This is a genomic window from Geodermatophilus sabuli, from assembly GCF_010686765.1.
Classification (GTDB): Bacteria; Actinomycetota; Actinomycetes; order Mycobacteriales; family Geodermatophilaceae; genus Geodermatophilus; species Geodermatophilus sabuli_A.
The window spans coordinates 101,847-127,942 of the sequence record NZ_JAAGWF010000012.1 but is presented as its reverse complement, the minus strand read 5'-3'; the positions used below and the strand labels follow the sequence as shown (position 1 = coordinate 127,942).

Below are 26,096 nucleotides of genomic sequence, written 5' to 3'. Positions count from 1 at the left end.
AAGTGACCACCCCCCAGAACGGCAGCGTGCTGGAGATCCGCGACCTGCACGTCACCGTGGGCGAGGGCGACGACGCCAAGGAGATCCTCCGCGGCGTCGACCTGACCGTCCGCGCGGGCGAGACCCACGCGATCATGGGCCCGAACGGGTCGGGCAAGTCGACCCTGGCCTACTCCATCGCCGGCCACCCCAAGTACACGATCACCGGCGGCACGGTGACCCTCGACGGCGAGGACGTCCTCGCCATGACCGTCGACGAGCGGGCCCGCGCCGGTCTGTTCCTGGCCATGCAGTACCCGGTCGAGGTCCCCGGCGTCTCGGTGTCGAACTTCCTGCGCACCGCGGCCACCGCGGTCAAGGGCGAGGCGCCGAAGCTGCGCACCTGGGTCAAGGACGTCAAGGCCGAGATGGCCGGCCTGGAGATGGACCCGGCGTTCGCCGAGCGCAACGTCAACGAGGGCTTCTCCGGCGGCGAGAAGAAGCGCCACGAGATCCTGCAGATGCGGCTGCTCAAGCCGCGCATCGCGATCCTCGACGAGACCGACTCCGGTCTCGACGTCGACGCGCTGCGGGTCGTCTCCGAGGGCGTCAACCGGACCCGCGCCGAAGGCGAGGTCGGCGTCCTGCTGATCACGCACTACACGCGGATCCTGCGCTACATCAAGCCCGACTTCGTGCACGTCTTCGTCGCCGGCCGGGTCGTCGAGGAGGGCGGCCCCGAGCTCGCGGAGAAGCTGGAGAACGAGGGCTACGCCGCCTACGTCAAGGACTCCAACGAGCAGGCGAGCGCCGAGAAGGCCGCCGCGGAGGTCGTCCCGTCATGACCCAGACCGTCTCGCGTCCCACAGGGGCGCAGCCGGCGCCCCTGCCTCTGGACGTCGAGGCGATCCGGGCGGACTTCCCGATCCTGACCCGCACCGTGCGGGACGGGAAGCGGCTGGTCTACCTCGACTCGGGGGCCACCTCGCAGAAGCCGCGCCAGGTGCTCGACGCCGAGCGCTGGTTCTACGAGAACGTCAACGCCGCGCCGCACCGGGGGGCCCACCAGCTCGCCGAGGAGGCCACGGGCGCCTACGAGGCCGCCCGCGCCACCATCGGCGCGTTCATCGGGGCGCCGGAGCGGGAGATCGTCTTCACCCGCAACAGCACCGAGGCGATCAACCTCGTCGCCTACGCCCTCTCCAACGCGGCCACGGCCAAGGAGGAGCAGTTCCGCCGGTACGCCGTCGGCCAGGGTGACGAGATCGTGGTCACCGAGATGGAGCACCACGCCAACCTGGTGCCCTGGCAGCAGCTGTGCGAGCGCACCGGCGCGACCCTGCGCTGGCTCGGGCTCACCGACGACGGCCGGCTGGACCTCTCCGACCTGACGACCGTGGTCAACGAGCGCACCAAGCTGGTCGCGGTCACCCAGCAGTCGAACATCCTGGGCACCATCAACCCGCTCGGCGGGATCGTCGCCCGGGCGCGCGAGGTCGGCGCCCTGGTGCTGGTCGACGGCGCGCAGTCGGTGCCGCACCAGCCGGTGGACGTCGCCGCGCTGGGTGCGGACTTCCTCGTGTTCTCCGGCCACAAGATGCTGGGGCCCACGGGCATCGGCGTCCTGTGGGGCCGGTACGAGGTGCTCGACGCGCTGCCGCCGTTCCTGACCGGTGGCTCGATGATCGAGGTCGTGCGGATGGAGGGCAGCACCTTCATGCCGCCGCCGCAGCGCTTCGAGGCCGGCGTGCCGATGACCGCGCAGGCGATCGGGCTGGGCGCCGCCGTCGAGTACCTGCAGGGCCTGGGCATGGACCGCGTGCTGGCCCACGAGGAGGCGCTGACCGGCTACGCCCTGGCGGCGCTGGCCGAGATCCCCGGCGTCACGGTGGTCGGCCCGCCCGACACCGTCGCCCGCGGCGGCGCGATCTCCTTCACCGTCGAGGGCATCCACCCGCACGACGTCGGCCAGGTGCTCGACGACCTGGGCATCGCCGTCCGGGTGGGGCACCACTGCGCCTGGCCGGTGGTGCGGCGCTACGGCGTCCCCGCCACCACCCGGGCGACGTTCTACGTGCACACCGGGTACGACGACATCGACGCCCTCGCCGACGGAATTCGTGCGGCGCAGAAGTTCTTCGGGACTGTGTGAGGGCGATCCGCTGATGCAACTGCAGTCGATGTACCAGGAGATCATCCTGGACCACTACCGCAACCCGCACGGCCGCGGTCTGCGCGAGCCGTTCGAGGCCGAGGTCCACCACGTCAACCCGACGTGCGGTGACGAGGTGACCCTGCGGGTGCACCTGGACGGCGACACCCTCGCCGACGTCTCGTACGAGGGCATGGGCTGCTCGATCAGCCAGGCGTCGGTCTCGGCGATGTACGAGTTGGTCATCGGGAAGTCGGTGCCGGAGGCGCTGGCGACCGGTGAGCACTTCATGACGCTGATGCAGAGCAAGGGCGATGCCGCCGTCGCCGAGGAGCTCGAGGACGAGCTGGAGGACGCCGTCGCGTTCGCGGGGGTGTCCAAGTACCCGGCGCGGATCAAGTGCGCGCTGATGAGCTGGATGGCGTTGAAGGACGCCTCCGCCCGAGCCCTGTCGGTCACCCACCCCGCCACCCCATCCGGAGGCCAGGCATGAGCGAGACCACCGAGAACGTGACCACCGGCGACGCTCCCGTCGAGCTGCCGGCCTACAAGTCGGCGCTGCTGGAGGACCTCGAGGAGGCCATGCGCGACGTCGTCGACCCCGAGCTCGGCGTCAACGTCGTCGACCTGGGCCTCGTCTACGGCCTCGACGTCGACGAGTCCAACGTCGCGATCATCGACATGACGCTGACGTCGGCGGCCTGCCCGCTGACCGACGTGATCGAGGACCAGGCCCGTCAGGCCCTCACCGGCGGCCCCGGCCCCGGGCTGGTCGACGACATCCGGATCAACTGGGTCTGGATGCCGCCGTGGGGTCCGGACAAGATCACCGACGACGGCCGGGAGCAGCTGCGCGCCCTGGGCTTCCGCGTCTAGAAGGACCCTCCTGCCCCCCACCGCTTGCACGCTCGCGGCGGGCCCCTGCAGGAGGGCCGCCCTTCCTCCCCGGCCTGCTCAGGCCCTGACCCGGGGAGGGGGCCGCTGCCCCCCACCGCTCGCACGCTCGCGGCGGGCCGTGGACCACCACGACGACCCGTCTCCCGTCCGGGAGGCGGGTCGTCGCGCGTCCGGGGGCGTCAGCGCATCTCGGCGAGGCGGCGGCGGAACCCGTCGGCCGCGTCCGGCGCGGGCTGAGGGTCGGCCTCCTCCTCGCGGCGCCGCCGCCGGGCGACCAGCTCCCGCCACGCCCCCACGCCGAGCAGCGCGCCGCCGACGACGACGGCTCCCCCCAGCGCCACCGGCAGCTGCAGGGCGAGCAGCCCGAGGCCCAATACGACCGCGGTGAGCGCGCCGGCCACCAGCGGGGCGCGGACCGACCGCCACGCGGCCAGGGCCAGCACCACCCCGGAGACGGCGACGACCGCGACCGGTCGCTCGCTGCCGGGCCCGAGGACCGCCCAGGCGACCGACGGCGCAGCGGCGACCCACAGTCCCGGGCCCCAGGCCGGCGCCGACCGGCCGCGCACCAGGCGCGGACCGGCCGCCAGCAGCAGACCGAGCGCCAACGGCAGCGTGTACCACTCCAGGACGTGCCACTCCTCCAGGGCGGCCCAGGTCCAGGTCGCCAGCACCAGCTGGCCGGCGCCCGCCCGCCAGGCGGGAGACGACTCCTCACCGGGGACCGTCGCCTCCGGGTCGTCCTGAGGCGCGGCGGTGGGGCCCGCGGCCGCAGGCACCGACGCCTCGTGGCGTGCGGCCCGGCCGTGGGCGGCGAGACGCTGGGCCTCCACCCGCCGGGCCTCCTGACGCCGGGCTCCCCGACGCTCGGCCTCCTCCCGCTGGGCCTCCTGGCGCTCGGCCTCGGGGGCGAGGGTCGATCCGGGGTCCGGGTCGGGAACGGCCACGCCGAGGAGGTCGTGCACCGCGCGGCGCGCCGTCCGCACCCGTGCCCGGGCGGCGTGCGCGACGGCGAACAGGCTGTGCGGCGGCCCGGGCTCCACCACCACGGGGCCCTCCGCGGGTCGGTCGGCGTCGGTCGCCTCGGCCGCCGGCACTTCCGGCCCCGGGCCCGCCCGCGCCGTCCGGACCGCCCGTCGCCACAGCAGCCAGGCCCACGCACAGGTCAGCGCCCCCTGGACGGCGAGCTGCACGGCCATCTGCCCCCGCGCGCGGATCACCACGAGCAGCACCACGGCGCCGACCGCGCACGCGGCACCGGTCGTCACCGTCGCCCGGCGGGTGTCGGTGGCCAGCGCGAGGCCGCCGGCGAGCGCGCCGACGTAGAGGACGGTGAGCGCGACCGCGGAGCCGCGGGTGCCGCCGAGATCGCCGGTCGGGACGGTGCAGAGGGCGGCCAGGCCCCAGCAGGCCACGGCGGTCGGGATGGCGGTGGGCCGCTCGTCGCGCCGCAGCACCGCCGTGCCCAGGCTCATCGCGCCGGTCGTGACGAGCAGCCAGGTGAGAGCCGTCCAGCGCTCGCCGGCCAGCAGTTGGGCGAGGCAGACGACGGTGAGCGTCGCTCCGGCCGCGACCGCGGCCGGGAGCAGCACGCGGCGCCACCCGACCCGCAGCGTGGCGGCCGCCGCCGACGCCAGGCCGACGCCGAGGTACCCGGCCAGCGGCACCGGCACGGGGCCGGGGGAGTGCAGGGCGGCGGCGACGGCGGCGCCGAACGCGGTCCCGGACAGCACCGCCACGGCGGCCGGTGGCCGCAGCAGCCGGCCGAGCAGCCGGCGTTCCCGGGCCAGCAGCAGCCCGACCGCGGCGGCCGCGGTGAGAGCCACCGGCAGCCACCGCCCGGGGCCCGCCCCCAGCCACGCCGTCCGGATCGCCGTGACCACCCCGGTCACCCACCACGGGAGCGCCGACAGCAGGGCCAGTCGGGCGACCAGCGGGCGGCCCACGCACGCGGTGGCCAGGCCGGCCAGCGCGATGCCGACGGTGAGGGTGCTGAGCGGCAGGCCGGACGGGATCCCGTCGAGCGCCCGCAGCGCCGCGACCTGCGCCGCCCCCCAGGCGGCGAGGGGCCAGGACGCGGCACCGGGCAGGAGGAAGGCGAGCAGGAGGAACGCGGCGCCCACGACCACCGGGGGCAGCACGCTCCCGCGCAGGAGGGCACTGCCGGGATCGGCGCCCAGCGCGGCGAGCGTGACGGCGACGGCGGCGAGGGCCTCCTCGGTGCGGGGCAGCGGCACGACGGCGGCACCCCAGGACGCCGCGGCCACCGCGAGCGCCAGCCCCACCAGCAGGACCTGCACCCAGTCGCCGCCGAACGCCGCGGTCGTCGCCGCTCCCGCACTGGCCACGAGGACCACGCCGACGGCGAGCAGCCACTCCAGTCCGCGCGCCTGGTAGGGCAGCGGCGGAGGCGGGGTCATGTCCGTCCCCCTCCCGCGTCCGTGCGTCCGGTCCACCGTAGGGCGGGCCGAGGCCGCCCGCCCTGGCCCCGGGTCAGCGCATCTGGGTCACCCAGGCGACCGCCTCGCGGGCCTGCTGCCGGCGGCGCTCGTACGTGGCGCCGACGACGAGCAGCACCAGGCCCACGACGGCGAGGGTCAGCCAGCGCGGGACCAGCGGCGCGTAGGGCGACAGCCGGCCCAGCACGACGAACGCCAGCGCCCCGGCGCCCACCACGAACGGCGCCTGTCGGTGGACGAGCGTGCCGGCGACGGTGGTGGCCGCCGCGGCGGCGACCACCAGCACGAGCCGCAGCGCCGACGGCTCGGCGACGACCACGAGTGCCGACGGGACCAGCGCGACGGCCACGGCCGGCCCCTCACCCGCCCAGGACCGGGCACCGGCACGCAGCCGCGGCACTGTCGCGACCAGCAGCCCGGCGGCGGCCGGGAGCGTGTAGGCCTCCGGCGTCTGCACGCCCGCACCACCGACGGCGATCCAGGCCGCCGCGACCAGGACGGCGACCGAGGCCTGGCCGACGTCCCGGCGGGAGGTGGCCAGCGCGTAGCCGCCGGCGGCCGCTCCGGACACCGCCAGGGCCAGGGCCGTCTGCCCCCACGCACCGGCGACCGCGGTCGTCCCCGCGGCGCACAGCCCGGCGACCGCGCCGGCCGCCGCTGCGGTGCGCTCGTCGGCGGCCGGTGCGCGCAGCGCGGCCAGAGCGAAGGCGATGGCCGCCAGCACGCTGAGCAGCAGGCCGGCGACCACGGTCGTCACGACCTCCCCGGCCACGGCCAGCAGCACGGCGGCGGCCGGTGACAGCAGCGCCGCCGCGACGGCGGCCGGCCGCAGCGCGGGCACCCGGACGGCGGCCAGAGCAGGCGGCAGGGTCGCGGCCAGCACCGCCAGGGAGAGCAGGCCGAACCGCTCGCCGTCCAGCAGGAGCAGGCCGCCGCCCCCACCGAGGACCGCACCGCCGGCGAGCAGCGCGCAGAGCAGCGGAGGCGACCCGGACGCCGGCACTGCCGCGGTCAGCAGGCCGACCCCGAGGAGTGCGGCCGCGACCCACCCGGGCACGCCCTGGGCCGCCAGCGACCCGGTGAGCGCCAGCGCGGCCACCCCCGCCGCCGTCCCGGCGACGACGGCGGCACCGGGCAGTCGCCCGGCCAGGCGCGGCTCGCGGAGCACCGCCAGCGCGAGCCCGCCGGCGGCGGCCAGCAGCGCGGTCGACGCCCACGAGTCCACCGGGCCGCGCTCCCACGCGGCGGCCACCCCGGCCAGCGCGCCGCCGGCGGCCCACACCGCAGCCAGGCCCACCGCCACCGGCGCGAGCACCGGCCGCAGCGTCAGGCAGAGCAGCAGGTCGAGCAGCGCGACGGCGAGCGCGACCGCCACGCCGGCGGCGCCGGGCACCACGTCGGGCGGCAGCAGGAGCAGCGGTACCGGCTGTGCGGCGAGCAGGGCGACCAGCGGCCAGGCGACGGTGCTGCGCGTCCCCCGGCCCAGGCCGACCGCCGCCGCCACCACGACGGCACAGGACAGCGGCGTCCACAGCCGCAGCGGCACCGCGTCCACACCGGCCAGTCCGAGCGCGTGCGCGGCGCCGAGGTCGACGGCGAGCAGGGCCGCCCCGGAGGCGGCCAGCGCCTCCTCGGTCGCCCGCAGACCACGGCGCGCCGTCCACGCCGAGACTCCGCAGGTCGCGGTGGTGACGGTCGCCATGACGACGGACTGGAAGACCAGCCCCAGCCGGGTCCAGGCCACGGCGACGAAGGCGATCGCCGCCGCGACCACGAGCAGGGCACCGAGTCCGAGCAGCACCTGCTGGGGGCTGATCCGCCGGATCGGCGGCGGGGCGGACGGCGGGCCGGGGAACTGCGGGGCCCCGGACGGCGGCCACGGCGGAGGCGGGGCGACGGGCGGCTGCCAGGGCGGAGGCGGGGCCACGGGCGCGGCGGCAGGCTGCGCCGGTGCGGCCGCTCCGCGAGGTGGGGCCGCCGCAGCACGGAGGGTCACCAGCAGCTGGTCGCGCTCGCGGGCCAGCTCGTCCATGGTCGCGCCGATCCGAGCCACCACCAACGCGGCCTGGCCGGCCGCCGGCAACCCGCAGGAGGGGCACGGGTCCTGGCCGGGGGCGGGACCGGCGCGGCCGCACACCGGGCAGGGCAGCTGCCACGACACGCCGTACGCCGAGGTCATGGGGGGATGGTGGCCTGCCGGGGGGCCGAGGTGGGGGAGCTGCCACCCGATCTGTGGACGGCGATGCCGCCCATGTCACCCGGAGATCGGGCGTGCCGCGGCCCGGGAGGGCCTACCCTGGGCTCAGTGATCACGACGACGGGTCTGGAGTTGCGCGCCGGCGCCCGCATCCTGATCAGCGAGGCCTCCCTGCGCGTGCAGCCCGGCGACCGGATCGGGCTGGTCGGTCGCAACGGCGCCGGGAAGACCACCACCCTCACCACGCTGGCCGGTGAGCGGCAGCCGCACACCGGCAAGGTCGACGTGTCGGGCGAGATCGGCTACCTGCCGCAGGACCCGCGCAGCGGCGACCTCGACATCACCGCCAGCGACCGGGTGCTCTCCGGCCGCGGGCTCGACGTCCTGCGCGCCCAGCTGGTCAAGGCGCAGGTCGCCATGGCCGAGCCCGCCGACGACGCCGAGCGGGACAAGGCCGTCCGCCGCTACGGCCGGCTGGAGGACCAGTTCGCGGCCATGGGCGGGTACGCCGCCGAGAGCGACGCCGCCCGCATCTGCACCAACCTGGGCCTCCCCGACCGGGTGCTCGCCCAGCCGCTGCGCACCCTCTCCGGTGGCCAGCGTCGCCGCGTGGAGCTGGCCCGCATCCTCTTCTCCGACGCCGAGACGCTGCTGCTCGACGAGCCCACCAACCACCTGGACGGCGACTCGATCACCTGGCTGAAGGGCTTCCTGTCCGGCCACAAGGGCGGGCTCATCGTCATCAGCCACGACGTCGAGCTGCTCGAGGCCGTCGTCAACAAGGTGTGGCACCTGGACGCCAACCGGGCGACCGTCGACATCTACAACCTCGGCTGGAAGCGCTACCTGCAGCAGCGGGAGACCGACGAGCGCCGCCGCAAGCAGGAGCGGGCGAACACCGAGCGCAAGATCGACACGCTCAGCGCCCAGGCCGACAAGATGCGGGCGAAGGCCACCAAGGCGAAGGCCGCCAAGAGCATGGACAAGCGGGCCGAACGGCTGGCCGCCGGTCTCGCCGAGGTGCGGGTGCACGACCGGGTCGCGAAGCTGCGCTTCCCCACCCCGGCGGCCTGCGGGAAGACGCCGCTGACCGCCGAGGGGCTGTCGAAGAGCTACGGCTCCCTGGAGATCTTCACCGACGTGGACCTCGCGGTGGACCGGGGCGCGCGGGTCGTCGTCCTCGGGCTCAACGGCGCCGGGAAGACGACGCTGCTGCGCATGCTGGCCGGCACGGAGTCACCCGACACCGGCGAGGTCAAGGCGGGCCACGGGCTGCGGGTGGGCTACTACGCCCAGGAGCACGAGACCCTCGACATGGACCGCACCCTGCTCGAGAACATGCGCTCCTCCGCGCCCGACAGCACCGACACCGAGCTGCGGCGCATCCTCGGCGCGTTCCTGTTCTCCGGCGAGACGGTCGACCAGCGCACCGGCACCCTCTCCGGTGGCGAGCGGACGCGCCTGGCCATGGCGACGCTCGTCGTCTCCGGCGCCAACGTGCTGCTGCTCGACGAGCCGACCAACAACCTCGACCCGGCGAGCCGCGAGCAGGTGCTCGAGGCGCTGCGCACCTACGCCGGCGCGATCGTGCTGGTCACCCACGACGAGGGTGCGGTGCGCGCGCTGGACCCCGACAAGGTGATCCTGCTGCCCGACGGCACCGAGGACGCCTGGAGCGAGGACCTCGCCGACCTCGTCGAGCTCGCGTAGGCGACGACGCCGTCGGCCGCCGGGCCGGCAGGACCCGGCCGGCGGTCCGCGGGACCCCGCCCCCGGCCGACACCGACCGGTTCCTCTCGCGTGGCCGACGTCGCGGCCCTGGGTGATCATGGGATGCGGGACGCCGAGGCCAGTGGGGTCCGGCGCCAAGGGGACGAGCGGACCACCGCGCAGCACCGTCGCGGTGGGCGGCTGACGGAGGGGAGTCATGGTCGACTCGAGCACTGCGGACCTCGGCAAGGGCAAGCGCATCACGGGCGGTGACCGCTCGACGCTCGCCGACGAGCTGCGCAAGCGGTACGACGGCGGGGAGAGCATCCGGTCCCTGGCCACGTCGACCAACCGGTCCTACGGGTTCGTCCACCGTCTCCTGTCGGAGTCCGGTGCCACCCTCCGCAGCCGTGGTGGGGCCAACCGGAACAGCAAGAAGAGTTGAGCGGGGGCCCGCAGCCCGGCGGGCGTCCCGCGACCGGCGACGGCTGGGTGCGCACGCACCGGGACGGCGCCGTCCTCACCGTCACCCTGGATCGGCCCGCCCAGCTCAACGCGCAGACCCCCGCCACCTGGACCGCCCTGGCCGCCGTCGGAGCGGGCCTTCCCGACGACGTCCGGGTGGTGGTGGTCCGCGGCGCCGGCCGGTCGTTCTCCGCCGGCCTGGACCGCACCCTCGTCGACCCGCGCACCGCCGGCGGGCTGGGGGACCTGGCCCGGCTGCCGGCCGAGGAGCTGCAGGAGCGGATCCGCGGCTACCAGGCCGGCTTCCGGTGGCTGCGCTCGCCGGGGATCGTGTCGGTGGCCGCGGTGCAGGGCAACGCCATCGGCGCCGGCGCGCAGCTCGCGCTCGCCTGCGACCTGCGGGTGCTGACCGAGGACGCCGTGCTGCGGCTGCCCGAGGCGACCCTCGGGCTGGTCCCCGACCTCACCGGCACCAGCACGCTGGTCGGGCTGGTGGGCTACTCGCGGGCCCTGGAGATCTGCCTGACCGGACGGGCGGTCGTCGCTGCCGAGGCGCGGGCGATCGGGCTGGCCACCGCCGTCGTCCCGGCCGGGCAGCTGCACGCCGCCGTCGCGGAACTGGTCGCCGCGATCACCGCGGCTCCGGTCGGCGCCAGCCGGGAGACCGCGGCCCTGGTGCGCTCCGCCGTCCGCAACGACCCGGAGGCCCAGGACGCCGCCGAGCGCGCCGCGCAGACCCGCCGGCTGGCCGAGCTCGCCGGTCGCTGACGCGGGCCGGCCGGGCCGGAACAGCCGCCGCCCGCCCGGTGTTGGCGGCGGCAGAGAGGAGGTCCGTCCCGTGCACAGTTCGATGACCTCCATGTCGGCGATGCGGTCGTTCCGCCGCGATCCGTCGGTCACGGAGCGGCAGCTGCCCAAGGGCACCGTGCGCCGCATCCTCGGCATCGCCCGGCCCTACCGGCGCGAGCTGGTCGCCTTCCTGCTCCTGGTCGTGGCCTCCGCGGTGATCGGCGTCCTCACCCCGTTGCTGGCCGGCCGGATCGTCAACCGGATCGCCGACCTCGAGGGGACGGCGGGCGGCATCGTCCGCATCGCGCTGCTCATCGCCGCCCTCGCGGTGGTCGACGCCGGCATCTCGCTGGCCACCCGCTGGTACTCCGCCCGGATCGGCGAGGGCGTGATCTACGACCTGCGCAGCCGGGTCTTCGAGCACGTGCAGCGCATGCCCGTGGCCTTCTTCACGCGGACCCAGACCGGCGCGCTGGTCAGCCGCCTGAACAACGACGTCATCGGTGCGCAGCAGGCGTTCACCTCGACGCTGTCGGGGGTGGTGTCCAACGCCATCGGCCTGGTGCTCACCGCCGGCGTGATGTTCGCGCTGTCCTGGCAGATCACCGCCCTGTCGCTGGTGCTCGTGCCGCTGTTCGTGCTCCCCGCGCGGCGGATCGGCCGCCGCCTGCAGGAGATCACCCGCGAGTCCTACGGCCTCAACGCGTCGATGAACTCGACGATGACCGAGCGGTTCAACGTCGCCGGGGCGCTGCTGGTGAAGCTCTTCGGCCGGGCCGACACCGAGGCCGACTCCTTCCGGGGCCGGGCCGCCCGGGTTCGCGACATCGGCGTCCTGTCGGCGATGTACGGGCGCACCTTCTTCACCGCGCTGACCCTCGTCGCGGCGCTGGCCACCGCGCTGGTCTACGGCCTCGGCGGCTGGCTGGCCTTCGCCGGCTCGCTGAGTGCCGGGGACGTCGTCGCGCTCGCCCTGCTGCTCTCCCGGCTCTACGGGCCGCTGACCGCGCTGGCCAACGTCCGGGTGGACGTCATGAGCGCGATGGTCAGCTTCGACCGGGTCTTCGAGGTGCTCGACCTGGAGCCGATGATCCGCGAGGCGCCCGACGCCGTCCCCGTGCCGGCGGGCGACCGGTCCATCGAGTTCGACTCCGTCTCCTTCAGCTACCCGTCGGCCGCGGAGGTGTCGCTGCCGTCGCTGGAGGACGTCTCGCTGCCCGAGCACGGCGGGCCGACCGCGGTCCTGCACGACGTGTCCTTCCGCGTCGAGCCCGGCCAGATGGTCGCCCTGGTGGGGCACTCCGGCGCCGGCAAGTCGACCATCGCCAACCTGGTGCCGCGGCTCTACGACGTGACCGGGGGCGCCATCCGGATCGGCGGCGTGGACGTCCGCGAGGTCACCCTGGACTCGCTGCGCGACGCGATCGGCGTGGTCAGCCAGGACGCGCACCTGTTCCACGACACCATCGGCGCCAACCTCCGCTACGCCCGTCCGGACGCGACCGACGACCAGGTGTGGGCCGCGCTGACCGGCGCCCGGATCGCAGGTCTGGTGCGCTCGCTGCCCGACGGGCTGGACACCGTGGTCGGCGACCGCGGCTACCGGCTCTCCGGGGGCGAGAAGCAGCGGCTGGCGATCGCCCGCGTGCTGCTCAAGGGCCCGGGCATCGTCATCCTCGACGAGGCGACCGCGCACCTGGACAGCGAGTCGGAGATGGCGGTGCAGCACGCGCTGGACAGCGCGCTGGCCGGCCGGACGTCGCTGGTGATCGCCCACCGGCTGTCCACGATCCGCAGCGCCGACCAGATCCTGGTGGTGGACGACGGTCGCATCGCGGAATCGGGTACGCACGCAGAGTTGCTGGCGCTCGGGGGTCGGTATGCCGACCTGTACCGCACCCAGTTCGCCGTCGGCGAGGGTCGGACGGTCGGCGCGGCCTGACCACTACCGTCACTCCTGTCCCAGGTCCTTTGAAGGAGTCGAGTTGACGGCAGCGCACCCCCACGACGCACAGATCCGTGCGCTCTACGCCTCGTTCCTCGACGGCTGGAACCGGCGCAGCGGGGCGGCGGTCGCGGCCGGGTTCACCGACGACGGGGACATCGTCGGCTTCGACGGCAGCCACCACCGTGGCCGGCTGTCCATCGCCGCCGACCTGCGCCAGGTGTTCGGCAACCACCCGACGCCCACCTACGTCGGCGTCGTCCGCTCCGTCCGGCCGATGGCGCCGGGTGTCGCGGTGCTGCTCGCGCACGCCGGCATGGTCCCGCCCGGCGGTGACGACTTCGACCCCCGGCTGCACGTGGTGCACACGCTGGTGGCCGTCGACGAGGACGGCCGCTGGCGGATCTCCCTGCTGCAGTCCACCCCGGCCCGGTGGCACCAGCACCCGGAGGCCCGCGAGGCACTGACCGAGGAGCTGCGCGGGCTGCTCGCCGCCCCGTGACCGGCCCGGCGGCCGCCCCCGTGCTGGTCTCCGCCGCGGACCTGCTGGCACGGCGTGGCCGGACGGTGCTGCTGGACGTCCGCTGGGCGCTCGGCGATCCGCACGGCCGCGAGCGGTACCGGGCCGGGCACCTGCCGGGCGCGGTCTTCGTCGACCTCGACCGCGAGCTCGGCGACCCGCCGTCCCCGGCGGCCGGCCGGCACCCGCTGCCGTCGGTCGCCCGGCTGGAGGCGGCCGCGCGGCGGTGGGGGATCGGCACGGGCGACCCGGTGGTCGCCTACGACGACGCGGGCGGGGTGGCCGCCGCGCGCGCCTGGTGGCTGCTGCGCTGGGCGGGGCTCCGGGACGTCCGGCTGCTCGACGGTGGCCTGGCCGCGTGGTGCCGTGCCGGGGGGTCGCTGGAGACCGGCGACGTCCTCCCGGAGCCGGGCGACGTGTCCCTGCGCGCCGGCGGGCTGCCGGTGCTGTCGATCGACGCGGCGGGCGCCCTGCCCCGCACCGGCGGCGTGCTGCTCGACGCCCGGGCGGGTGAGCGGTACCGGGGGGAGACCGAACCGGTCGACCCGCGGGCCGGCCACGTGCCCGGCGCGGTCAGCGCCCCCACCACCGGGAACCTGGCCGACGACGGCACCTTCCTCCCCGCGGCCGCCCTGCGGGACCGGTTCGCCGCCCTCGGCGTGACGCCGGGCCGCCGGGTCGCCGCCTACTGCGGCTCCGGCGTCGCCGCGGCGCACGAGGTGGCGGCGCTGGCCGTGGCCGGGATCGAGGCGGCGCTGTGGCCCGGGTCCTGGTCCCAGTGGTCGGCCGACCCGGATCGCCCGGCGGCGACCGGCCCCCGCCCCTAGCTTCCCGGACTCGGCGGTGCGGACGTCGCGGGTGGCGACGTCGTGGTCGCCGTCCCGGTCGGGGTGCTGGTGGAGGACGAGGAGGACGGCGCAGGCGACGAGGACGCCGACGGCGACGGGGACGCCGAGGACGACGCGGCCGAGCTCCCGGACGCCGCCGGTGGCCAGGGCTTGGGCGGGTCGCTCAGCGGGTCGTTCGCCGGGTCGTCGGCGCCCACCCGGAACTGGCTCATCATGTCGTGGTCCTCGTGGCTGGTGTTGTGGCAGTGGATCATGTAGCGGCCGGTCCGGCGGACCAGCTCCCCGTTCGGCTGCGGGAACGCCCCGCCGAACCGGGCGATGATCCGCACCGTCTCGTTCTCGCCGAGGTAGACGACGTCCTTGGGTCCCCGCTCGTACGGCTCCGGTGGCCGCCCGTCGCGGTCCAGGATCTTGAAGTCGACCAGGTGCAGGTGGATCGGGTGGAACCACCCACCGGAGTTGTTCTCCAGCTCCCAGAGCTCGACGTCTCCCGGCCGGGGGTTGGCGAGCACGTCCCGGAACCCGGACGCCTCGACGTCGGCCCACGTCTTCCGGTCGATCGTCCACTCGCCGCCCTGGCGCTCGAACCGCAGCCGCCGGGTGCGCACGGCGTCGGCCGCCGTCAGCTGCATGAGTGGCTTCTCCGGGAGCGCCGGCTCGGCGATCGGGGGCAGGGCGAGTGCCGGGTCAGGAGCACTGGCCTCGGCCACGACCTGGAACGCCATCACCTTGTTCGTGTGGTCGTAGTCGATCGCGTTGTCCACCCCGAGGTTGCGCAGCTCGACGCGCTGGCCGATGCGGAACCTCGAGAAGTCGATGACGATCTCGTAGCGCTCGGCCATGCCGGCGGTCAGCGTGGTCACCGGCTGCGGCTCGGGGACCAGACCGCCGTCGGTGGCGACCACGGTCATCGGCGCGGCAGGGGAGAGCTGGAGCTTGTACCCGCGGCCGAGGGAGGCGATGAGGACTCGGAACCGGTACTGCCGGCGCTCGACCCGCAGGACCGGCCACGGCTTGCCGTTGACCAGGATGACGTCACCGGCCAGGCCCGACTCGCTGTGGTCCTCGAAGAGCAACTGGCCGGACTTGGTGAACGCGGCGTCGGAGATGACCAGGGGGACGTCGTACCGGCCGCTGGGCAGCTGGCCCTCCGCGGCGTTGCGGGTGATGTAGAGGCCGGCCAGCCCCGAGTAGACGTTCTCCGTCGTGTGGTGCACGGCGTGGTCGTGGTACCAGATCGTGCGCTCCTCCTCCATGTTGTCGTACAGGTAGTCCTTGTACTGGCCCGGCCGCATGAGGTCGTTGGCGTAGCCGTCGTACTGCGGCAGCGACGGCGCCCCGTGCAGGTGCGTGGAGGTGGTGGACTCGTGACGCAGGATCGGATGGCGCTGCGGCAGCTTGTTGATCTGACGCACGACGATCGGGGTGCCCCGCACCGCGCGGATGGTGGGCCCGGGGAAGGTCCCGTTGTAGCCCCACATCGTCGTCTGGAACCGGGGCAGGATCCGGGCCTGGAACTGCCGCTGCTCGATGACGTACAGCGGCCGTTCCCGCCCGCCGACCGTGACGCTCCCGGTGGGCGTCAGGTCGGGCGGCAGCGCGAACGCCGTCGTGTACGGCCGTGGCAGCTCGCCCTCCTTGAGCTCGCCCGCGCGCTTCGCCGCGAGAGGGCCGGGGAGGAAGGGGAGGGACAGTGCTGCTGCACCGAGCGCGCCGACCTTGAGGACGTCGCGCCGGCTGAGGGTGGGGTCGTCCATGACCGGCTTCCCGTCTGCTTGAGAGCCCCCGTGCGGGGTCCACCCTGCTGGAGACGGGGAGCCGGTCCCAGCCGTCCTCGGGGGGTGGGGGCGGCCCCGCAACTGGGGGTAGGGGGACGGTCAGTGCGCGGTCGGGCGCTCCGGCAGCCGCCGGGCGACGCCGGTGACCGTGACCTCGGCACCGGGGGAGTCGCGCTCCTGCCGGTGCAGTCCGAGCTCGACGACCCGGCCGTCGACGGCGTCCTCGGGCCGGTCGTCGGCGGCGGCCCCCAGGAGTGGCACCAGCCCGTCGAGGGTCGGCTGCCAGAGGCCGGCCCAGTGGCAGCCGCGGGGCACGGCGAACGACAGCTGCAGGGACACCGCCCCACCGGGCAACGGCGGCTCCCCGTCCAGCCCCGCCCGGACCTGCTCGGTGAACTCCGGGGAACCCGCCGCGGTCGTCGTCCGAACGGTGAACCGCCGGTCGCCGGCCGGCTCGGCGTCCGGCTCGGTCGCGCCGATCCGCAGGATCGTGTCGTCAGCGACCCCCTTGGTGGCCCACGCACTGGCGAAGTCCCACCCGCCGTTCGCGCCCAGCCACTCCACCAGCGGGCCCAGGTAGCGGCCGAGGGCGTACTGGTCGAGCAGCCGGACGTCGTCGGGCAGCCCGACGTCCAGTCGCAGTGCGAGGGGGCCGGCGGCGTCCGGCGGCCGTCGACCGAGGAGCTGCCCGGCATGGACGAGGAACGCCCGGACGTGCGTCTGGTCGGGGTGGCCGGTCGCCATCCAGCCGGCGAGGCGGGGAGCGAGTCCCAGCGGGCTGGCCGGACCCTCCGGACGGGCGAAGAAGACCGCGTCGGTGCCCATGACCAGCAGCGTCGTCCGCCGGGAGACGCCGGACAACCGGTCCGGGCACGCCCCGCGATCCGCCGGCGCACCGGCGCCGGCGGATCCGAGGAGGCAGGTCAGGCCGGGACGGCGGCACCGTGCTCGGCCGGGGCCGGGGCCGGGGCCGGGGTGTGACGGCGCCGGGTCGCCGCCGCCACGCACAGCAGGGCACCGGCGGCGACCCAGCAGGTGAGGACCAGTACCGGCCGCCCCGCACCGGCGCCGTCGAACCATGACACCGACCGCAGCAGCGAGCCGGTCGCCCCCGGCGGCAGCAGCTGGCCCAGGGTGCCCCAGCCGGCGGGGAGCAGCTCCGGCGCCGTGGCGATGCCCGAGAGCGGGTTCCCCAGCAGCACGACGGTCGCCGCGCCGACGCCCAGGCCGGCCGGACCGGCGAGCGCCTCGAGTCCCAGCAGCACCAGCGCCGTGGCCGCGATGCCGAGGGCGACCACCCCGCTGACCGCCCACCAGCCGCCGGAGAGCGACCCCAGCCAGGTGCCCAGGACCGTCGCGGTCACCATGCCGCCCGCGACCGCCATGCCGGCCGCCGCCAGGACCCGCTGCCGCAGGCGGGGGAGCAGGCGGGAGGTCAGGGCCGCGGTGAGGATGCCGCCGACGGCGAGGGGGAGCGCCCCCGCGGCCAGGCCGGCGCCGCGCGGATCCGACGCCGGCGCGGGGACGACGTCCTCGACGGGGACGTCCGCACCTGCGGCCGCTCCCAGCCCGGCGGCGACCTGCTGCAGCGCCTGTGCCACCACCGGGCTCGCGGCGGAGGCGACGAGCACCCGCGGCGGTGCGCCCGGCGCCACGACGACCGCGCCGTAGACCTCCCGGGAGTGGATGGCGTCCACCGCGGCGGCCTCGTCCGGCACGGCGCGGACGTCCAGGGCGCCGGCTCGACCGACCTCCAGGGACTCCGTGAGCGCCGCCGTGGCCGCGGGAGGACCGGCGACGGCGACGGGGAGGTCCCGGGGCTGGGAGCGCACCGCCGGCCACGCGAAGGCGGTCAGCAGCACCGTCAGCACGACGGCGAACAGCGCGATCAGGGCGGGCATCCTGCGGCCGGTGCCGCTCGGGGACGTGGACACGACTGCCTCCAGATGTCGAAAACGAACGACCGTTCTCCTCAGGGAGGAGCATGCTCCGCCGCGCTCGCGCCGTCAAGAACGGATGTTCGTTTTATAGTCCCCGCATGCCACGTGTCTCCGCCGAGCACCTGACCGCCCGTCGCGACCAGATCATCGACGCGGCGATCGTCCGCTTCGCCGCCAACGGTTTCCAGGCCACCGGGATGGCCGACGTCATCGCCGAGTCCGGGCTGTCCGCGGGCGCCGTGTACCGCTACTTCACCAGCAAGGACGACCTGATCCGGGCCATCGTCGACCGGGTCCTCGGCCGGGCGGTGGCCGGGTTCGACCGGTGGCTGGCCGAGCAGGACGACCCCGACCCGGCGGAGGCGGTCGCCACGGCGGTCGACCTGGTGGCCGACGTCGCCGGCCGCGCTCCGGTGGACCCGACCCGCGTCGCCGTCCAGGCGTGGGCAGAGGCGCTGCGCAACCCGGCTGTGTACGACGTGGTCCAGGGTGCCTACGGGACGATCCGGAGCTACCTGCGCGAGGCGGCCGTCCGGGCTCAGGCCGCGGGGCGGCTGCCGCGGGACGCCGACCCGCACGAGCTCTCCGCGGCCATGCTGTCGCTGGTGCTGGGGTTCCTGCTGCAGCGGCTGCTGCTCGGTGACGTGCCGGCGCCCGACTACGGCGCGGCGGTGCGCGTGCTGCTGGCCGGCCCCCCGCCGGCCACGGCGTCGTAGCGGTCCAGCAGCACGGCGGCGATCCGCTCGTCGGGGAGCAGGGGTGCGGTGACGGCGTCGGCACCGGCTCCGGCCAGCTTGTCGTGGAAGTGGCCGGGGGCCAGGAGGTAGCTGGCGACGACGACCCGCTCCGCACCGCCCCGGCGGGCGGCAGCCACCGCGTCGGGCACGGCCGGCCGGGCCGCCGAGCCGTATCCCGTGGTGACCGGTCCGGCCCACGAGCGCTGCAGGAGGTCCGCGGTGTCCTCGACGTCGGCCACCGCACGCGGATCGCTGGACCCCGCGGCGGCGAGCACGACGGCGGTCAGCGGGTCACGGGGATCGGCGCCGGCCTGCCGCAGCCGGTCGGCGAGCACCTCGGCCAGCCGCGGGTCGGGACCCAGCGGCCGGGCGGCGACCGCGGTGTCGGTGCCGGCCACGGCCGAGGCGATGTCCACGTGCACGTGGTACCCGCCGGACAGCAGCAGCGGGACGACGACGGCGGACTGCCCGGCAGCCGACAGCCCGGCCACGACGTTCACCACCGTCGGCGGCTGGACGTCGACGAACGCGGCGGTCGTCACGAGACCCGGTCGCACGGTCCGAGCGGCGAGCGCCAGCTCGGCGATCAGCCGGCGACCGGTGGGATTGCGGGTGCCGTGCGCGCAGGCGACGAGGACCGGGCTCCCTCGCAGGGGCCCGCCACGTGGTCCCTCGACGGGGGCGAGGGGGTCCGTCCTCACGGCGTCCGGATCCGCCCCCCGTCGACGGCGATCATGGTCCCGGTCACGAAGCTGGCGGCCGGGGAGAGCAGGAACGCCGCCACCCGGCCGAACTCCTCCGGCCGGCCGTAGCGGCGCAGCGGCACCGTCGCCTCGGTCGCGCGCCGGGCGGCCTGCGGATCGGGCTTCCGCGAGTCGATCTCGACGGTCCGGTCGGTCGCGAACGGCCCGGGCATCAGCCCGACGACCCGGATGCCGCGCGGCCCGAGTTCGTCGGCCAGTCCCTTGGCGGTCATCGCCAGGCCCGGGCGCAGGCCGTTGGAGACCGCGAGCCCCTCCAGGGGCTGGCGCACGGAGGTGGAGAGGACGAAGCCGATCGCCGCACCGTCGCCCAGGTGTGGGACGAGGGCCTTGACCAGCCGGAGCGGGCCGAGGAGCACGCTCTCGACGCCGGTCCGCCAGGCGTCCTCGGACGTGTCCAGCACGCTGCCCGGGGTGGGGCCGCCGACGGAGACCAGTGCGCCGTCCACCCGGTCCAGTCGCTCCAGCGCCGCGGCGACCAGGCGCTCGGCGGCGTCCGGGTCGGCCAGGTCCGCGGCCTCGCCGTGTGCCCCGGGCGCTCCGCCCAGCGACGCGACGGCGTCGTCCACGGACTCCGGGGACCGCGAGCTGACGAGCACCTGCGCCCCGTCGTCGACCAGTGCGCGGGCGGTCGCGAACCCCAGCCCTCGGCTCGCGCCGGTGACCAGGTATCCGCGACCGCCCAGGCCCAGGTCCATCAGGCGGCCGAGCCCCGCAGCGACCGCAGGACGTACTGCATGATCCCGCCGTTGCGGTAGTAGTTCGCCTCACCGGGGGTGTCGATGCGCACGCGGGCGTCGAACTCGACGTCCCCGGCCCGCACCTTCACCGTCCGCGGCACCGAGCCGTCGTTCAGCGCGGTGATGCCGGTGATCGCGAACTCCTCGTCTCCGGTCAGGCCGAGCGACTCGCGGTTCTGGCCCTCGGGGTACTGCAGCGGCAGCACGCCCATGCCGATGAGGTTCGAGCGGTGGATGCGCTCGTAGCTCTCGGCGATGACGGCCTTGACCCCGAGCAGTGCCGTCCCCTTCGCCGCCCAGTCGCGGGAGGACCCGGAGCCGTACTCCTTGCCGGCCAGCACGACCAGCGGGATGCCGGCGTCGATGTAGGCGCGGGAGGCGTCGTAGATCGTCGTCGTCTCGCCGGTCAGGTGGTTCTTGGTGACGCCACCCTCGGTACCGGGCACCAGCTGGTTGCGCAGCCGGATGTTGGCGAAGGTGCCGCGGATCATGACCTCGTGGTTCCCGCGCCGGGAGCCGTAGGAGTTGAAGTCCCGACGGTCCACACCGTGCTCGCGCAGGTACCGGCCCGCGGGGCTGTCGGCCTTGATGGAGCCGGCCGGCGAGATGTGGTCGGTGGTCACCGAGTCGCCGAGCACCGCCAGTGTGCGGGCGCCGGTGATGTCCTCGACGGCGGACGGCTCGGCCGCCATCCCGTCGAAGTAGGGGGGCTTCCGGACGTAGGTGCTCTCGGCGTCCCACTCGAAGGTGTCCCCGGTGGGCGTGGGCAGGTTCTGCCACTGCTCGGTGCCGGCGAACACGTCCTCGTAGCTGCGGCCGAACTGCTCCGCGGAGACGGCGTGGTCGATGACCCGCTGGACCTCCTGGGGCGAGGGCCAGATGTCGCGCAGGAAGACGTCGTTGCCGTCGGTGTCCTGGCCGAGCGGCTCGTTGTTCAGGTCGACGTCCATCGACCCGGCGAGCGCGTAGGCGATGACCAGCGGCGGCGACGCCAGGTAGTTCATCTTGACGTCGGGGTTGATCCGGCCCTCGAAGTTGCGATTGCCCGAGAGCACCGAGACGACGGCGAGGTCGGCCTCGTTCACCGCGTTCGACACCGGCTCGGGGAGCGGGCCGGAGTTGCCGATGCAGGTCGTGCAGCCGTACCCGACCAGGTAGAAACCGAGCTTCTCCAGGTACGGGGTGAGCTCGGCCTTCTCGTAGTAGTCCATGACCACCTTGGACCCGGGGGCCAGCGTCGTCTTGACCCACGGCTTGCTGGTCAGCCCGCGCTCGACGGCGTTCTTCGCCAGCAGCGCCGCACCGATCATCACCTGCGGGTTCGAGGTGTTGGTGCAGGAGGTGATCGCGGCGATGACGACGTGGCCGTGGTCGATCTCGGTCTCCGTGCCGTCCTCCATGACCACGCGGGTCGGCTTGGAGGCGCGACGCCCGCCGTCCCCGCTGCCGGTGACCGCATCGTGCGGCTTGCCCGCCTCGCCGTTGCCGTGCGCGAAGGGGCTGGCCGGGTCGGAGGCCGGGAAGGTCTCCTCGACGGACTCGTCGACGCTGGAGCCCTCGTCCGCTGCGTCGTCGGGCTCGCTGTCGCCGTCGGGCGCGTAGGTGGGCAGCGCCTCGCGGAACGCCTGCTTCGCCTCGGTGATCGCGACGCGGTCCTGCGGGCGCTTCGGGCCGGCGATGGACGGGACGACGCTGCCGAGGTCGAGCTCCAGGTACTCGGAGAACGCCGGCTCGCGGGAGGCGTCGTGCCAGAGGCCCTGCTCCTTGGCGTACGCCTCGACGAGCGCGACCTGCTCGGCCGAACGGCCGGTGAGCTCCAGGTAGGTGATCGTCTCCTCGTCGATGGGGAACATCGCCGCGGTGGAGCCGAACTCCGGGCTCATGTTGCCGATCGTGGCGCGGTTGGCCAGCGGCACCGCGGAGACGCCCTCGCCGTAGAACTCGACGAACTTCCCGACGACGCCGTGCTCGCGGAGCATCTCGGTGATCGTCAGGACCAGGTCGGTGGCGGTGGCGCCGTCCGGCAGTTGGCCGAAGAGCTTGAAGCCCACGACGCGGGGGATGAGCATCGACACCGGCTGGCCGAGCATCGCGGCCTCGGCCTCGATGCCGCCGACGCCCCAGCCGAGCACGCCCAGGCCGTTGACCATCGTGGTGTGGCTGTCGGTGCCCACGCAGGTGTCGGGGTAGGCCACGACGCGGTCACCGTCCTGGCGCGGGAAGACCACGCGGGCCAGGTGCTCGATGTTGACCTGGTGCACGATGCCGGTGCCCGGGGGCACGACCTTGAAGTCGCTGAAGGCGCCCTGGCCCCAGCGCAGGAACTGGTAGCGCTCGCCGTTGCGCTCGTACTCGATCTCGACGTTGCGCTGGAACGAGTCCTCGGTGCCGAAGACGTCGGCGATCACCGAGTGGTCGATGACCAGCTCGGCCGGGGCGAGCGGGTTGATCTTCTGCGGGTCGCCGCCGAGCTCGGCCATGGCCTCGCGCATGGTGGCGAGGTCGACGATGCAGGGGACGCCGGTGAAGTCCTGCATGACCACGCGGGCCGGCGTGAACTGGATCTCCTGGTCGGGCTCGGCCGAGGGGTCCCAGTTCGCCAGCGCACGGATGTGGTCGGCGGTGATGTCCGCGCCGTCCTCGGTGCGCAGCAGGTTCTCGAGGAGGACCTTCAGGCTGAAGGGCAGCTTCTCGGAGCCCTCCACCGCGTCGAGTCGGTAGATGTCGTAGTCGGTGCCGTCGACGGTGAGCGTCGACCGGGCTCCGAAGGTGTCCTTGCTGGCTGCCACGTTTCTGCGCCTACCCCTCGCTGGTTCGTCGCGGCTGGTACGTCGCGCTGCTGTCCGACCCCGATCATCCCAGTTCGGCCCGGAGCGCATCGGGTGAGGCACCCCTTGCCTCACCCGGTGGGCTTCGTCACCCGGCGCTCGCGGACGGCGGCTGCCTACGGTGGAGCCGTGACCGGCGCCGTCCCCGAGCCCCTGCCCGAGTGGCTGACCGCCGCGCGCGCGATCACCGTGCTCACCGGGGCGGGCATCTCCACCGACAGCGGCATCCCCGACTACCGGGGGCCCAACGGCGTCTGGACCCGCGACCCGGACGCCGAGAAGCTCGTGACGCTGTCCTACTACGTGGCCGACCCCGACATCCGCCGCCGGGCCTGGCTGATGCGCCGCGACCTGCAGGTCGGCGACATCGCGCCCAACGCCGGCCACGCGGCGCTGGTGGACCTGGAGCGGGAGGGCCGGCTGCGCGCGCTGCTCACCCAGAACATCGACGGGCTGCACCAGGCGGCCGGGTCGTCACCGGCGCTGGTCCTCGAGCTGCACGGCACCGTGCACGAGGTCGAGTGCCTCGGCTGCCGCGACCGGACGTCGATGGCCGAGGCCATGGCCCGTGTCGACGCGGGCGAGCCCGATCCGGCCTGCCGGGTCTGCGGCGGCATCCTCAAGTCGGCGACGATCAGCTTCGGTCAGGCGCTGGACGCCGCGGTGGTCGAGGCGGCGGCGCAGGCGGCGGCCGACTGCGACGTCTTCCTGGCGGTCGGTACCTCGCTCACCGTGCACCCGGCCGCGGGACTGACCGACGTCGCCGCGCAGGCCGGGGCGCGGGTCGTCGTCGTCAACGCCGAGCCCACGCCCTACGACGACGTCGCCGACCTCGTCGTCCGCGAGCCCATCGGCGTCGCGCTGCCCCGGCTGCTGGCGCGGTGACGCGGGACCAGCTGTCCGCCCGCTACCGCCGGCTGGTGGACGACGAGCTGCCGCGTCGGGCCCGCGCGGGCCGCTGGGTGGTCACCGGGGACCACTGCTCCGGCCGGATCCTGCTCGACCACGCCGTCGGCGGACGGTGGTACGACGTCCTGGACCGGCGCCGCTCGCCGGCCTCGGCGCAGCCGGAGGACGAGCAGCTGGCCACCGCGGTCGCGCTGGCCGAGCGGGTGCTCGCCGACGGCGACCCGGTGCTGCGCGAGCTCGACGCCCGGAGCCTGGCCTGGCGCGGTAGGAGGACCTCCCTGCCCCCCACCACTCGCCCGCCCGCGGCGGGACCCTGCGGGGAGGCCGACCCGAGCCGGTTGCGGACGTGACGCTGCTGGCGGTGCACCTGGCCCTGACCGCGGCCTACGCGGGTTTCCAGTGGACGGTGCGGGCGCTGGTCTACCCGCAGTTCGCGCAGGTCCCGCCGGCCGCCTTCCCGGCCTACGAGCGCCGCCACCAGCAGCGGATCTCCCGGGTGGTGGGTCCGCTGTTCGCCGGTCAGTGCGTCACGACGCCGTGGCTGCTCGCCGACCGGCCGGCGGGGACGCCGCTGCCCGCCGTGGTGGCCGGCGCAGCCTGCCTGGCCGTCGTCCTCGGGTTCACCGGGCTGGGCGCCGTTCCGCTGCACCGCCGGCTGGACCGCGCGTGGGACTCCGCCGCACACCGGCGGCTGCTGCAGGTCGACACCGTTCGGGCGGTGGCGGCCACGGCCGGCACCGCTGCCGCGCTGTGGGCGCTGCTCGGCTGAGACGGCCGGGCCGAGTCGGGGCGCACGGGAGCGGCACCGGCGGCTAGCGTGACGGGGACCACGACGAGCGGCCGGAGCAGCCGGCCCCGCACCCCTCGGGAGTCGGCATGCGCGTGCCCCTGACCACCCGTGACTTCCTCGACCGGGCCGAACTCGTCTACGGCGACCGGGTCGGCATCGTCGACGAGCCCGACCAGCCGGCGCCCTCGCTCGGCGACCTCACCTACCGCGAGGTGGCCCGCCGTGGACGCGCGCTGCAGGCCGGCCTCGACGCGCTCGGCGTCGGGCAGGGCGAGCGGGTGGCGATCGTCAGCCACAACGCGGGCCGGCTGCTGGAGTGCCTGCTCGCCGTCCCGTCGTCGGGGCGGGTCGCCGTGCCGATCAACTTCCGGCTCTCGCCGGAGGAGGTCGGCTACATCGTCGGCCACTGCGGCGCCAAGGTGCTGCTCGTCGACCCGGAGCTGGAGACCTCGCTCAAGGGCGTGCAGGCCGACCACCGGTTCAGCACCGGGGAGGAGTACGAGCAGCTGCTCCGCCCCGACACCGAGCCGGTGCCGTGGGCCGAGCCCGACGAGGACGCCACGGCGACGATCAACTACACCAGCGGGACGACCGCGCGGCCCAAGGGCGTGCAGATGACCCACCGCAACGAGTGGGTCAACGCGGTCACCTTCGCGATGCACATGCAGGTCAGCGACCGCGACGTCTACCTGCACACGCTGCCGATGTTCCACTGCAACGGCTGGGGCCTGCCCTACTCGATGGCCGGCCTGGGTGCCCGGCAGGTGGTGCTGCGCAAGGTCGACGGGGCGGAGATCCTCCGCCGGGTCGAGCAGCACGGCGTCACGGTGATGGCCGGTGCGCCCGCGGTGTGGAACGCCGTCCTGGACGCCGCCGCCGAGTGGGACGGCGAGGTCCCCGGGCGCGACCGGGTGCGGATCATCGTGGCCGGGGCCCCGCCGCCCTCGCGCACCATCGCCCGTGTGGAGGCCGAGCTCGGCTGGGAGTTCAACCAGATCTACGGCCTCACCGAGACCGCCCCGCTGCTGACCATCAACCGCCCGCGCGCGGAGTACGACGAGCTCGAGCCCGAGGAGCGGGCCAAGCGGCTGTCCCGGGCCGGCGTCCCGGCGCTGGGCACCCGGCTGGCGGTCAGCGACAGCGGCGAGGTGCTCGCGCAGGGCAACACCGTGCTCGCCGGCTACTGGGAGAACCCGGACGCCTCGGGGGAGGCCCTCGAGGGCGGCTGGTTCCACACCGGCGACGGCGGCACCCTCGACGACGGCGGCTACCTGACCATCTCCGACCGCAAGAAGGACGTGATCATCACCGGCGGTGAGAACGTCTCCTCGATCGAGGTGGAGGACGCCGTTTTCAGCCACCCGGCGGTCGCGGAGGTGGCGGTCATCGGCGTCCCCGACGACAAGTGGGGGGAGATGGTGACCGCGATCGTCGTCCTCGCCGAGGGGCAGCAGGCGACGGCGGAGGAGATCGTGGCCCACTGCCGTGGCCGGATCGCCGGGTACAAGATCCCCAAGCGGGTGGAGTTCCGGGACGAGCTGGCCCGTACCGCCACCGGCAAGATCCAGAAGTTCAAGCTCCGCGAGGCGTTCTGGACCGACGCCGAGCGCCAGGTGAACTGAAGGAGGACCCCGCTGCCCCTCACCGCTCGC

The 26,096-nt window shown here is 74.8% G+C and carries 23 protein-coding genes; 15 read left to right on the top strand and 8 right to left on the bottom strand.

Annotated elements, in window-relative coordinates; all coding sequences use genetic code 11:
* Positions 1-2: 2 nt before the first annotated feature.
* From sufC to GCU56_RS12890, 4 genes are read left to right on the top strand one after another with little or no spacing between them, the layout of a single operon-like run.
* Positions 3-824 (top strand): Fe-S cluster assembly ATPase SufC, encoded by an 822-nt coding sequence (sufC, locus tag GCU56_RS12905; protein WP_163482140.1) that lies wholly within the window; start codon positions 3-5, stop codon positions 822-824.
* Positions 821-2,131 carry a cysteine desulfurase gene (locus tag GCU56_RS12900; protein WP_163482139.1) on the top strand — a complete coding sequence of 437 codons (1,311 nt, stop codon included), beginning with the start codon at positions 821-823 and terminating at the stop codon, positions 2,129-2,131. The genes sufC and GCU56_RS12900 overlap by 4 nt, the downstream gene beginning before the upstream one ends.
* Before the next feature lie 13 nt (positions 2,132-2,144).
* The gene (gene sufU, locus GCU56_RS12895; protein ID WP_163482138.1) at positions 2,145-2,624 is read left to right on the top strand and encodes a Fe-S cluster assembly sulfur transfer protein SufU; all 480 of its coding nucleotides are present in this window, start codon (positions 2,145-2,147) and stop codon (positions 2,622-2,624) included.
* The gene (locus tag GCU56_RS12890) at positions 2,621-3,007 is read left to right on the top strand and encodes a metal-sulfur cluster assembly factor (RefSeq protein ID WP_163482137.1); all 387 of its coding nucleotides are present in this window, start codon (positions 2,621-2,623) and stop codon (positions 3,005-3,007) included. Before sufU ends, GCU56_RS12890 begins: the two co-directional genes overlap by 4 nt.
* 200 nt (positions 3,008-3,207) lie before the next feature.
* Here GCU56_RS12890 and GCU56_RS12885 read toward each other — a convergent pair whose 3' ends face one another.
* A complete protein-coding gene (locus GCU56_RS12885; RefSeq protein WP_163482136.1) occupies positions 3,208-5,448 on the bottom strand; it encodes an SCO7613 C-terminal domain-containing membrane protein in 2,241 nt (746 codons plus the stop codon).
* 73 nt (positions 5,449-5,521) lie between these two features.
* Positions 5,522-7,666 carry an SCO7613 C-terminal domain-containing membrane protein gene (locus GCU56_RS12880; protein WP_163482135.1) on the bottom strand — a complete coding sequence of 715 codons (2,145 nt, stop codon included), beginning with the start codon at positions 7,664-7,666 and terminating at the stop codon, positions 5,522-5,524.
* A 126-nt stretch (positions 7,667-7,792) separates the two neighbouring features.
* On the opposite strand from GCU56_RS12880, the gene GCU56_RS12875 reads away from it, so the two are divergent.
* The 6 genes from GCU56_RS12875 to GCU56_RS12850 all read left to right on the top strand — a co-directional run bounded on the left by GCU56_RS12875 (position 7,793) and on the right by GCU56_RS12850 (position 13,940).
* Positions 7,793-9,394, top strand: a complete 1,602-nt coding sequence (locus tag GCU56_RS12875; protein WP_163482134.1) for an ATP-binding cassette domain-containing protein — start codon at positions 7,793-7,795, stop codon at positions 9,392-9,394.
* 217 nt (positions 9,395-9,611) lie between these two features.
* Positions 9,612-9,839: a helix-turn-helix domain-containing protein gene (locus GCU56_RS12870; RefSeq protein WP_163482133.1), complete on the top strand. Its 228-nt coding sequence runs from the start codon at positions 9,612-9,614 to the stop codon at positions 9,837-9,839.
* Positions 9,836-10,627: an enoyl-CoA hydratase/isomerase family protein gene (locus GCU56_RS12865; RefSeq protein WP_204332013.1), complete on the top strand. Its 792-nt coding sequence runs from the start codon at positions 9,836-9,838 to the stop codon at positions 10,625-10,627. The genes GCU56_RS12870 and GCU56_RS12865 overlap by 4 nt, the downstream gene beginning before the upstream one ends.
* 70 nt (positions 10,628-10,697) lie before the next feature.
* Complete coding sequence (locus GCU56_RS12860) at positions 10,698-12,590, top strand: ABC transporter ATP-binding protein (RefSeq protein ID WP_345771818.1); 1,893 nt, start codon at positions 10,698-10,700, stop codon at positions 12,588-12,590.
* A 43-nt stretch (positions 12,591-12,633) separates the two neighbouring features.
* Positions 12,634-13,095 (top strand): SgcJ/EcaC family oxidoreductase, encoded by a 462-nt coding sequence (locus tag GCU56_RS12855; protein ID WP_204332012.1) that lies wholly within the window; start codon positions 12,634-12,636, stop codon positions 13,093-13,095.
* Positions 13,092-13,940, top strand: coding sequence for a sulfurtransferase (locus GCU56_RS12850; protein ID WP_345771817.1), 849 nt, complete (start codon positions 13,092-13,094; stop codon positions 13,938-13,940). The genes GCU56_RS12855 and GCU56_RS12850 overlap by 4 nt, the downstream gene beginning before the upstream one ends.
* Here the strand turns inward: GCU56_RS12850 and GCU56_RS12845 are convergent.
* The 3 genes from GCU56_RS12845 to GCU56_RS12835 form a co-directional block, all read right to left on the bottom strand.
* A complete protein-coding gene (locus GCU56_RS12845; protein ID WP_163482131.1) occupies positions 13,937-15,718 on the bottom strand; it encodes a multicopper oxidase family protein in 1,782 nt (593 codons plus the stop codon). The two genes, GCU56_RS12850 and GCU56_RS12845, sit on opposite strands and share 4 nt — an antisense overlap.
* A gap of 120 nt (positions 15,719-15,838) precedes the next feature.
* Complete coding sequence (locus tag GCU56_RS12840; protein WP_163482130.1) at positions 15,839-16,564, bottom strand: hypothetical protein; 726 nt, start codon at positions 16,562-16,564, stop codon at positions 15,839-15,841.
* 98 nt (positions 16,565-16,662) lie between these two features.
* Entirely contained in the window at positions 16,663-17,673 is a 1,011-nt protein-coding gene (locus tag GCU56_RS12835; RefSeq protein ID WP_163482129.1) for a hypothetical protein, read from the bottom strand.
* 104 nt (positions 17,674-17,777) lie between these two features.
* Between GCU56_RS12835 and GCU56_RS12830 the strand changes: the two genes are divergently transcribed.
* Positions 17,778-18,395 (top strand): TetR/AcrR family transcriptional regulator, encoded by a 618-nt coding sequence (locus GCU56_RS12830; RefSeq protein WP_163482128.1) that lies wholly within the window; start codon positions 17,778-17,780, stop codon positions 18,393-18,395.
* Here the strand turns inward: GCU56_RS12830 and GCU56_RS12825 are convergent.
* From GCU56_RS12825 to GCU56_RS12815, 3 genes are read right to left on the bottom strand one after another with little or no spacing between them, the layout of a single operon-like run.
* Positions 18,338-19,117: a sirohydrochlorin chelatase gene (locus tag GCU56_RS12825; protein ID WP_345771816.1), complete on the bottom strand. Its 780-nt coding sequence runs from the start codon at positions 19,115-19,117 to the stop codon at positions 18,338-18,340. The two genes, GCU56_RS12830 and GCU56_RS12825, sit on opposite strands and share 58 nt — an antisense overlap.
* The gene (locus GCU56_RS12820) at positions 19,114-19,875 is read right to left on the bottom strand and encodes an SDR family oxidoreductase (RefSeq protein WP_163482127.1); all 762 of its coding nucleotides are present in this window, start codon (positions 19,873-19,875) and stop codon (positions 19,114-19,116) included. Before GCU56_RS12820 ends, GCU56_RS12825 begins: the two co-directional genes overlap by 4 nt.
* Entirely contained in the window at positions 19,875-22,706 is a 2,832-nt protein-coding gene (locus GCU56_RS12815) for an aconitate hydratase AcnA (RefSeq protein ID WP_163482126.1), read from the bottom strand. Before GCU56_RS12815 ends, GCU56_RS12820 begins: the two co-directional genes overlap by 1 nt.
* Before the next feature lie 168 nt (positions 22,707-22,874).
* On the opposite strand from GCU56_RS12815, the gene GCU56_RS12810 reads away from it, so the two are divergent.
* The 4 genes from GCU56_RS12810 to GCU56_RS12795 all read left to right on the top strand — a co-directional run bounded on the left by GCU56_RS12810 (position 22,875) and on the right by GCU56_RS12795 (position 26,066).
* The gene (locus GCU56_RS12810; RefSeq protein WP_163482125.1) at positions 22,875-23,630 is read left to right on the top strand and encodes a Sir2 family NAD-dependent protein deacetylase; all 756 of its coding nucleotides are present in this window, start codon (positions 22,875-22,877) and stop codon (positions 23,628-23,630) included.
* Positions 23,627-24,004: a hypothetical protein gene (locus GCU56_RS12805; RefSeq protein ID WP_345771815.1), complete on the top strand. Its 378-nt coding sequence runs from the start codon at positions 23,627-23,629 to the stop codon at positions 24,002-24,004. Before GCU56_RS12810 ends, GCU56_RS12805 begins: the two co-directional genes overlap by 4 nt.
* The gene (locus GCU56_RS12800; RefSeq protein WP_163482124.1) at positions 24,001-24,423 is read left to right on the top strand and encodes a DUF1772 domain-containing protein; all 423 of its coding nucleotides are present in this window, start codon (positions 24,001-24,003) and stop codon (positions 24,421-24,423) included. Before GCU56_RS12805 ends, GCU56_RS12800 begins: the two co-directional genes overlap by 4 nt.
* Positions 24,424-24,530: 107 nt before the next feature.
* Complete coding sequence (locus tag GCU56_RS12795) at positions 24,531-26,066, top strand: AMP-binding protein (RefSeq protein WP_163482123.1); 1,536 nt, start codon at positions 24,531-24,533, stop codon at positions 26,064-26,066.
* The last annotated feature ends 30 nt before the right edge of the window (positions 26,067-26,096 follow it).

What these genes read in the sequence shown, in the direction of transcription:
- GCU56_RS12900 (WP_163482139.1), top strand. Translation starts at nt 821, where the DNA reads ATGACCCAGACCGTCTCGCGTCCCACAGGGGCGCAGCCGGCGCCCCTG.
- sufU (WP_163482138.1), top strand. Translation starts at nt 2,145, where the DNA reads ATGCAACTGCAGTCGATGTACCAGGAGATCATCCTGGACCACTACCGC.
- GCU56_RS12890 (WP_163482137.1), top strand. Translation starts at nt 2,621, where the DNA reads ATGAGCGAGACCACCGAGAACGTGACCACCGGCGACGCTCCCGTCGAG.
- GCU56_RS12885 (WP_163482136.1), bottom strand. Translation starts at nt 5,448, where the DNA reads ATGACCCCGCCTCCGCCGCTGCCCTACCAGGCGCGCGGACTGGAGTGG.
- GCU56_RS12880 (WP_163482135.1), bottom strand. Translation starts at nt 7,666, where the DNA reads ATGACCTCGGCGTACGGCGTGTCGTGGCAGCTGCCCTGCCCGGTGTGC.
- GCU56_RS12870 (WP_163482133.1), top strand. Translation starts at nt 9,612, where the DNA reads ATGGTCGACTCGAGCACTGCGGACCTCGGCAAGGGCAAGCGCATCACG.
- GCU56_RS12845 (WP_163482131.1), bottom strand. Translation starts at nt 15,718, where the DNA reads ATGGACGACCCCACCCTCAGCCGGCGCGACGTCCTCAAGGTCGGCGCG.
- GCU56_RS12840 (WP_163482130.1), bottom strand. Translation starts at nt 16,564, where the DNA reads ATGGGCACCGACGCGGTCTTCTTCGCCCGTCCGGAGGGTCCGGCCAGC.
- GCU56_RS12830 (WP_163482128.1), top strand. Translation starts at nt 17,778, where the DNA reads ATGCCACGTGTCTCCGCCGAGCACCTGACCGCCCGTCGCGACCAGATC.
- GCU56_RS12820 (WP_163482127.1), bottom strand. Translation starts at nt 19,875, where the DNA reads ATGGACCTGGGCCTGGGCGGTCGCGGATACCTGGTCACCGGCGCGAGC.
- GCU56_RS12795 (WP_163482123.1), top strand. Translation starts at nt 24,531, where the DNA reads ATGCGCGTGCCCCTGACCACCCGTGACTTCCTCGACCGGGCCGAACTC.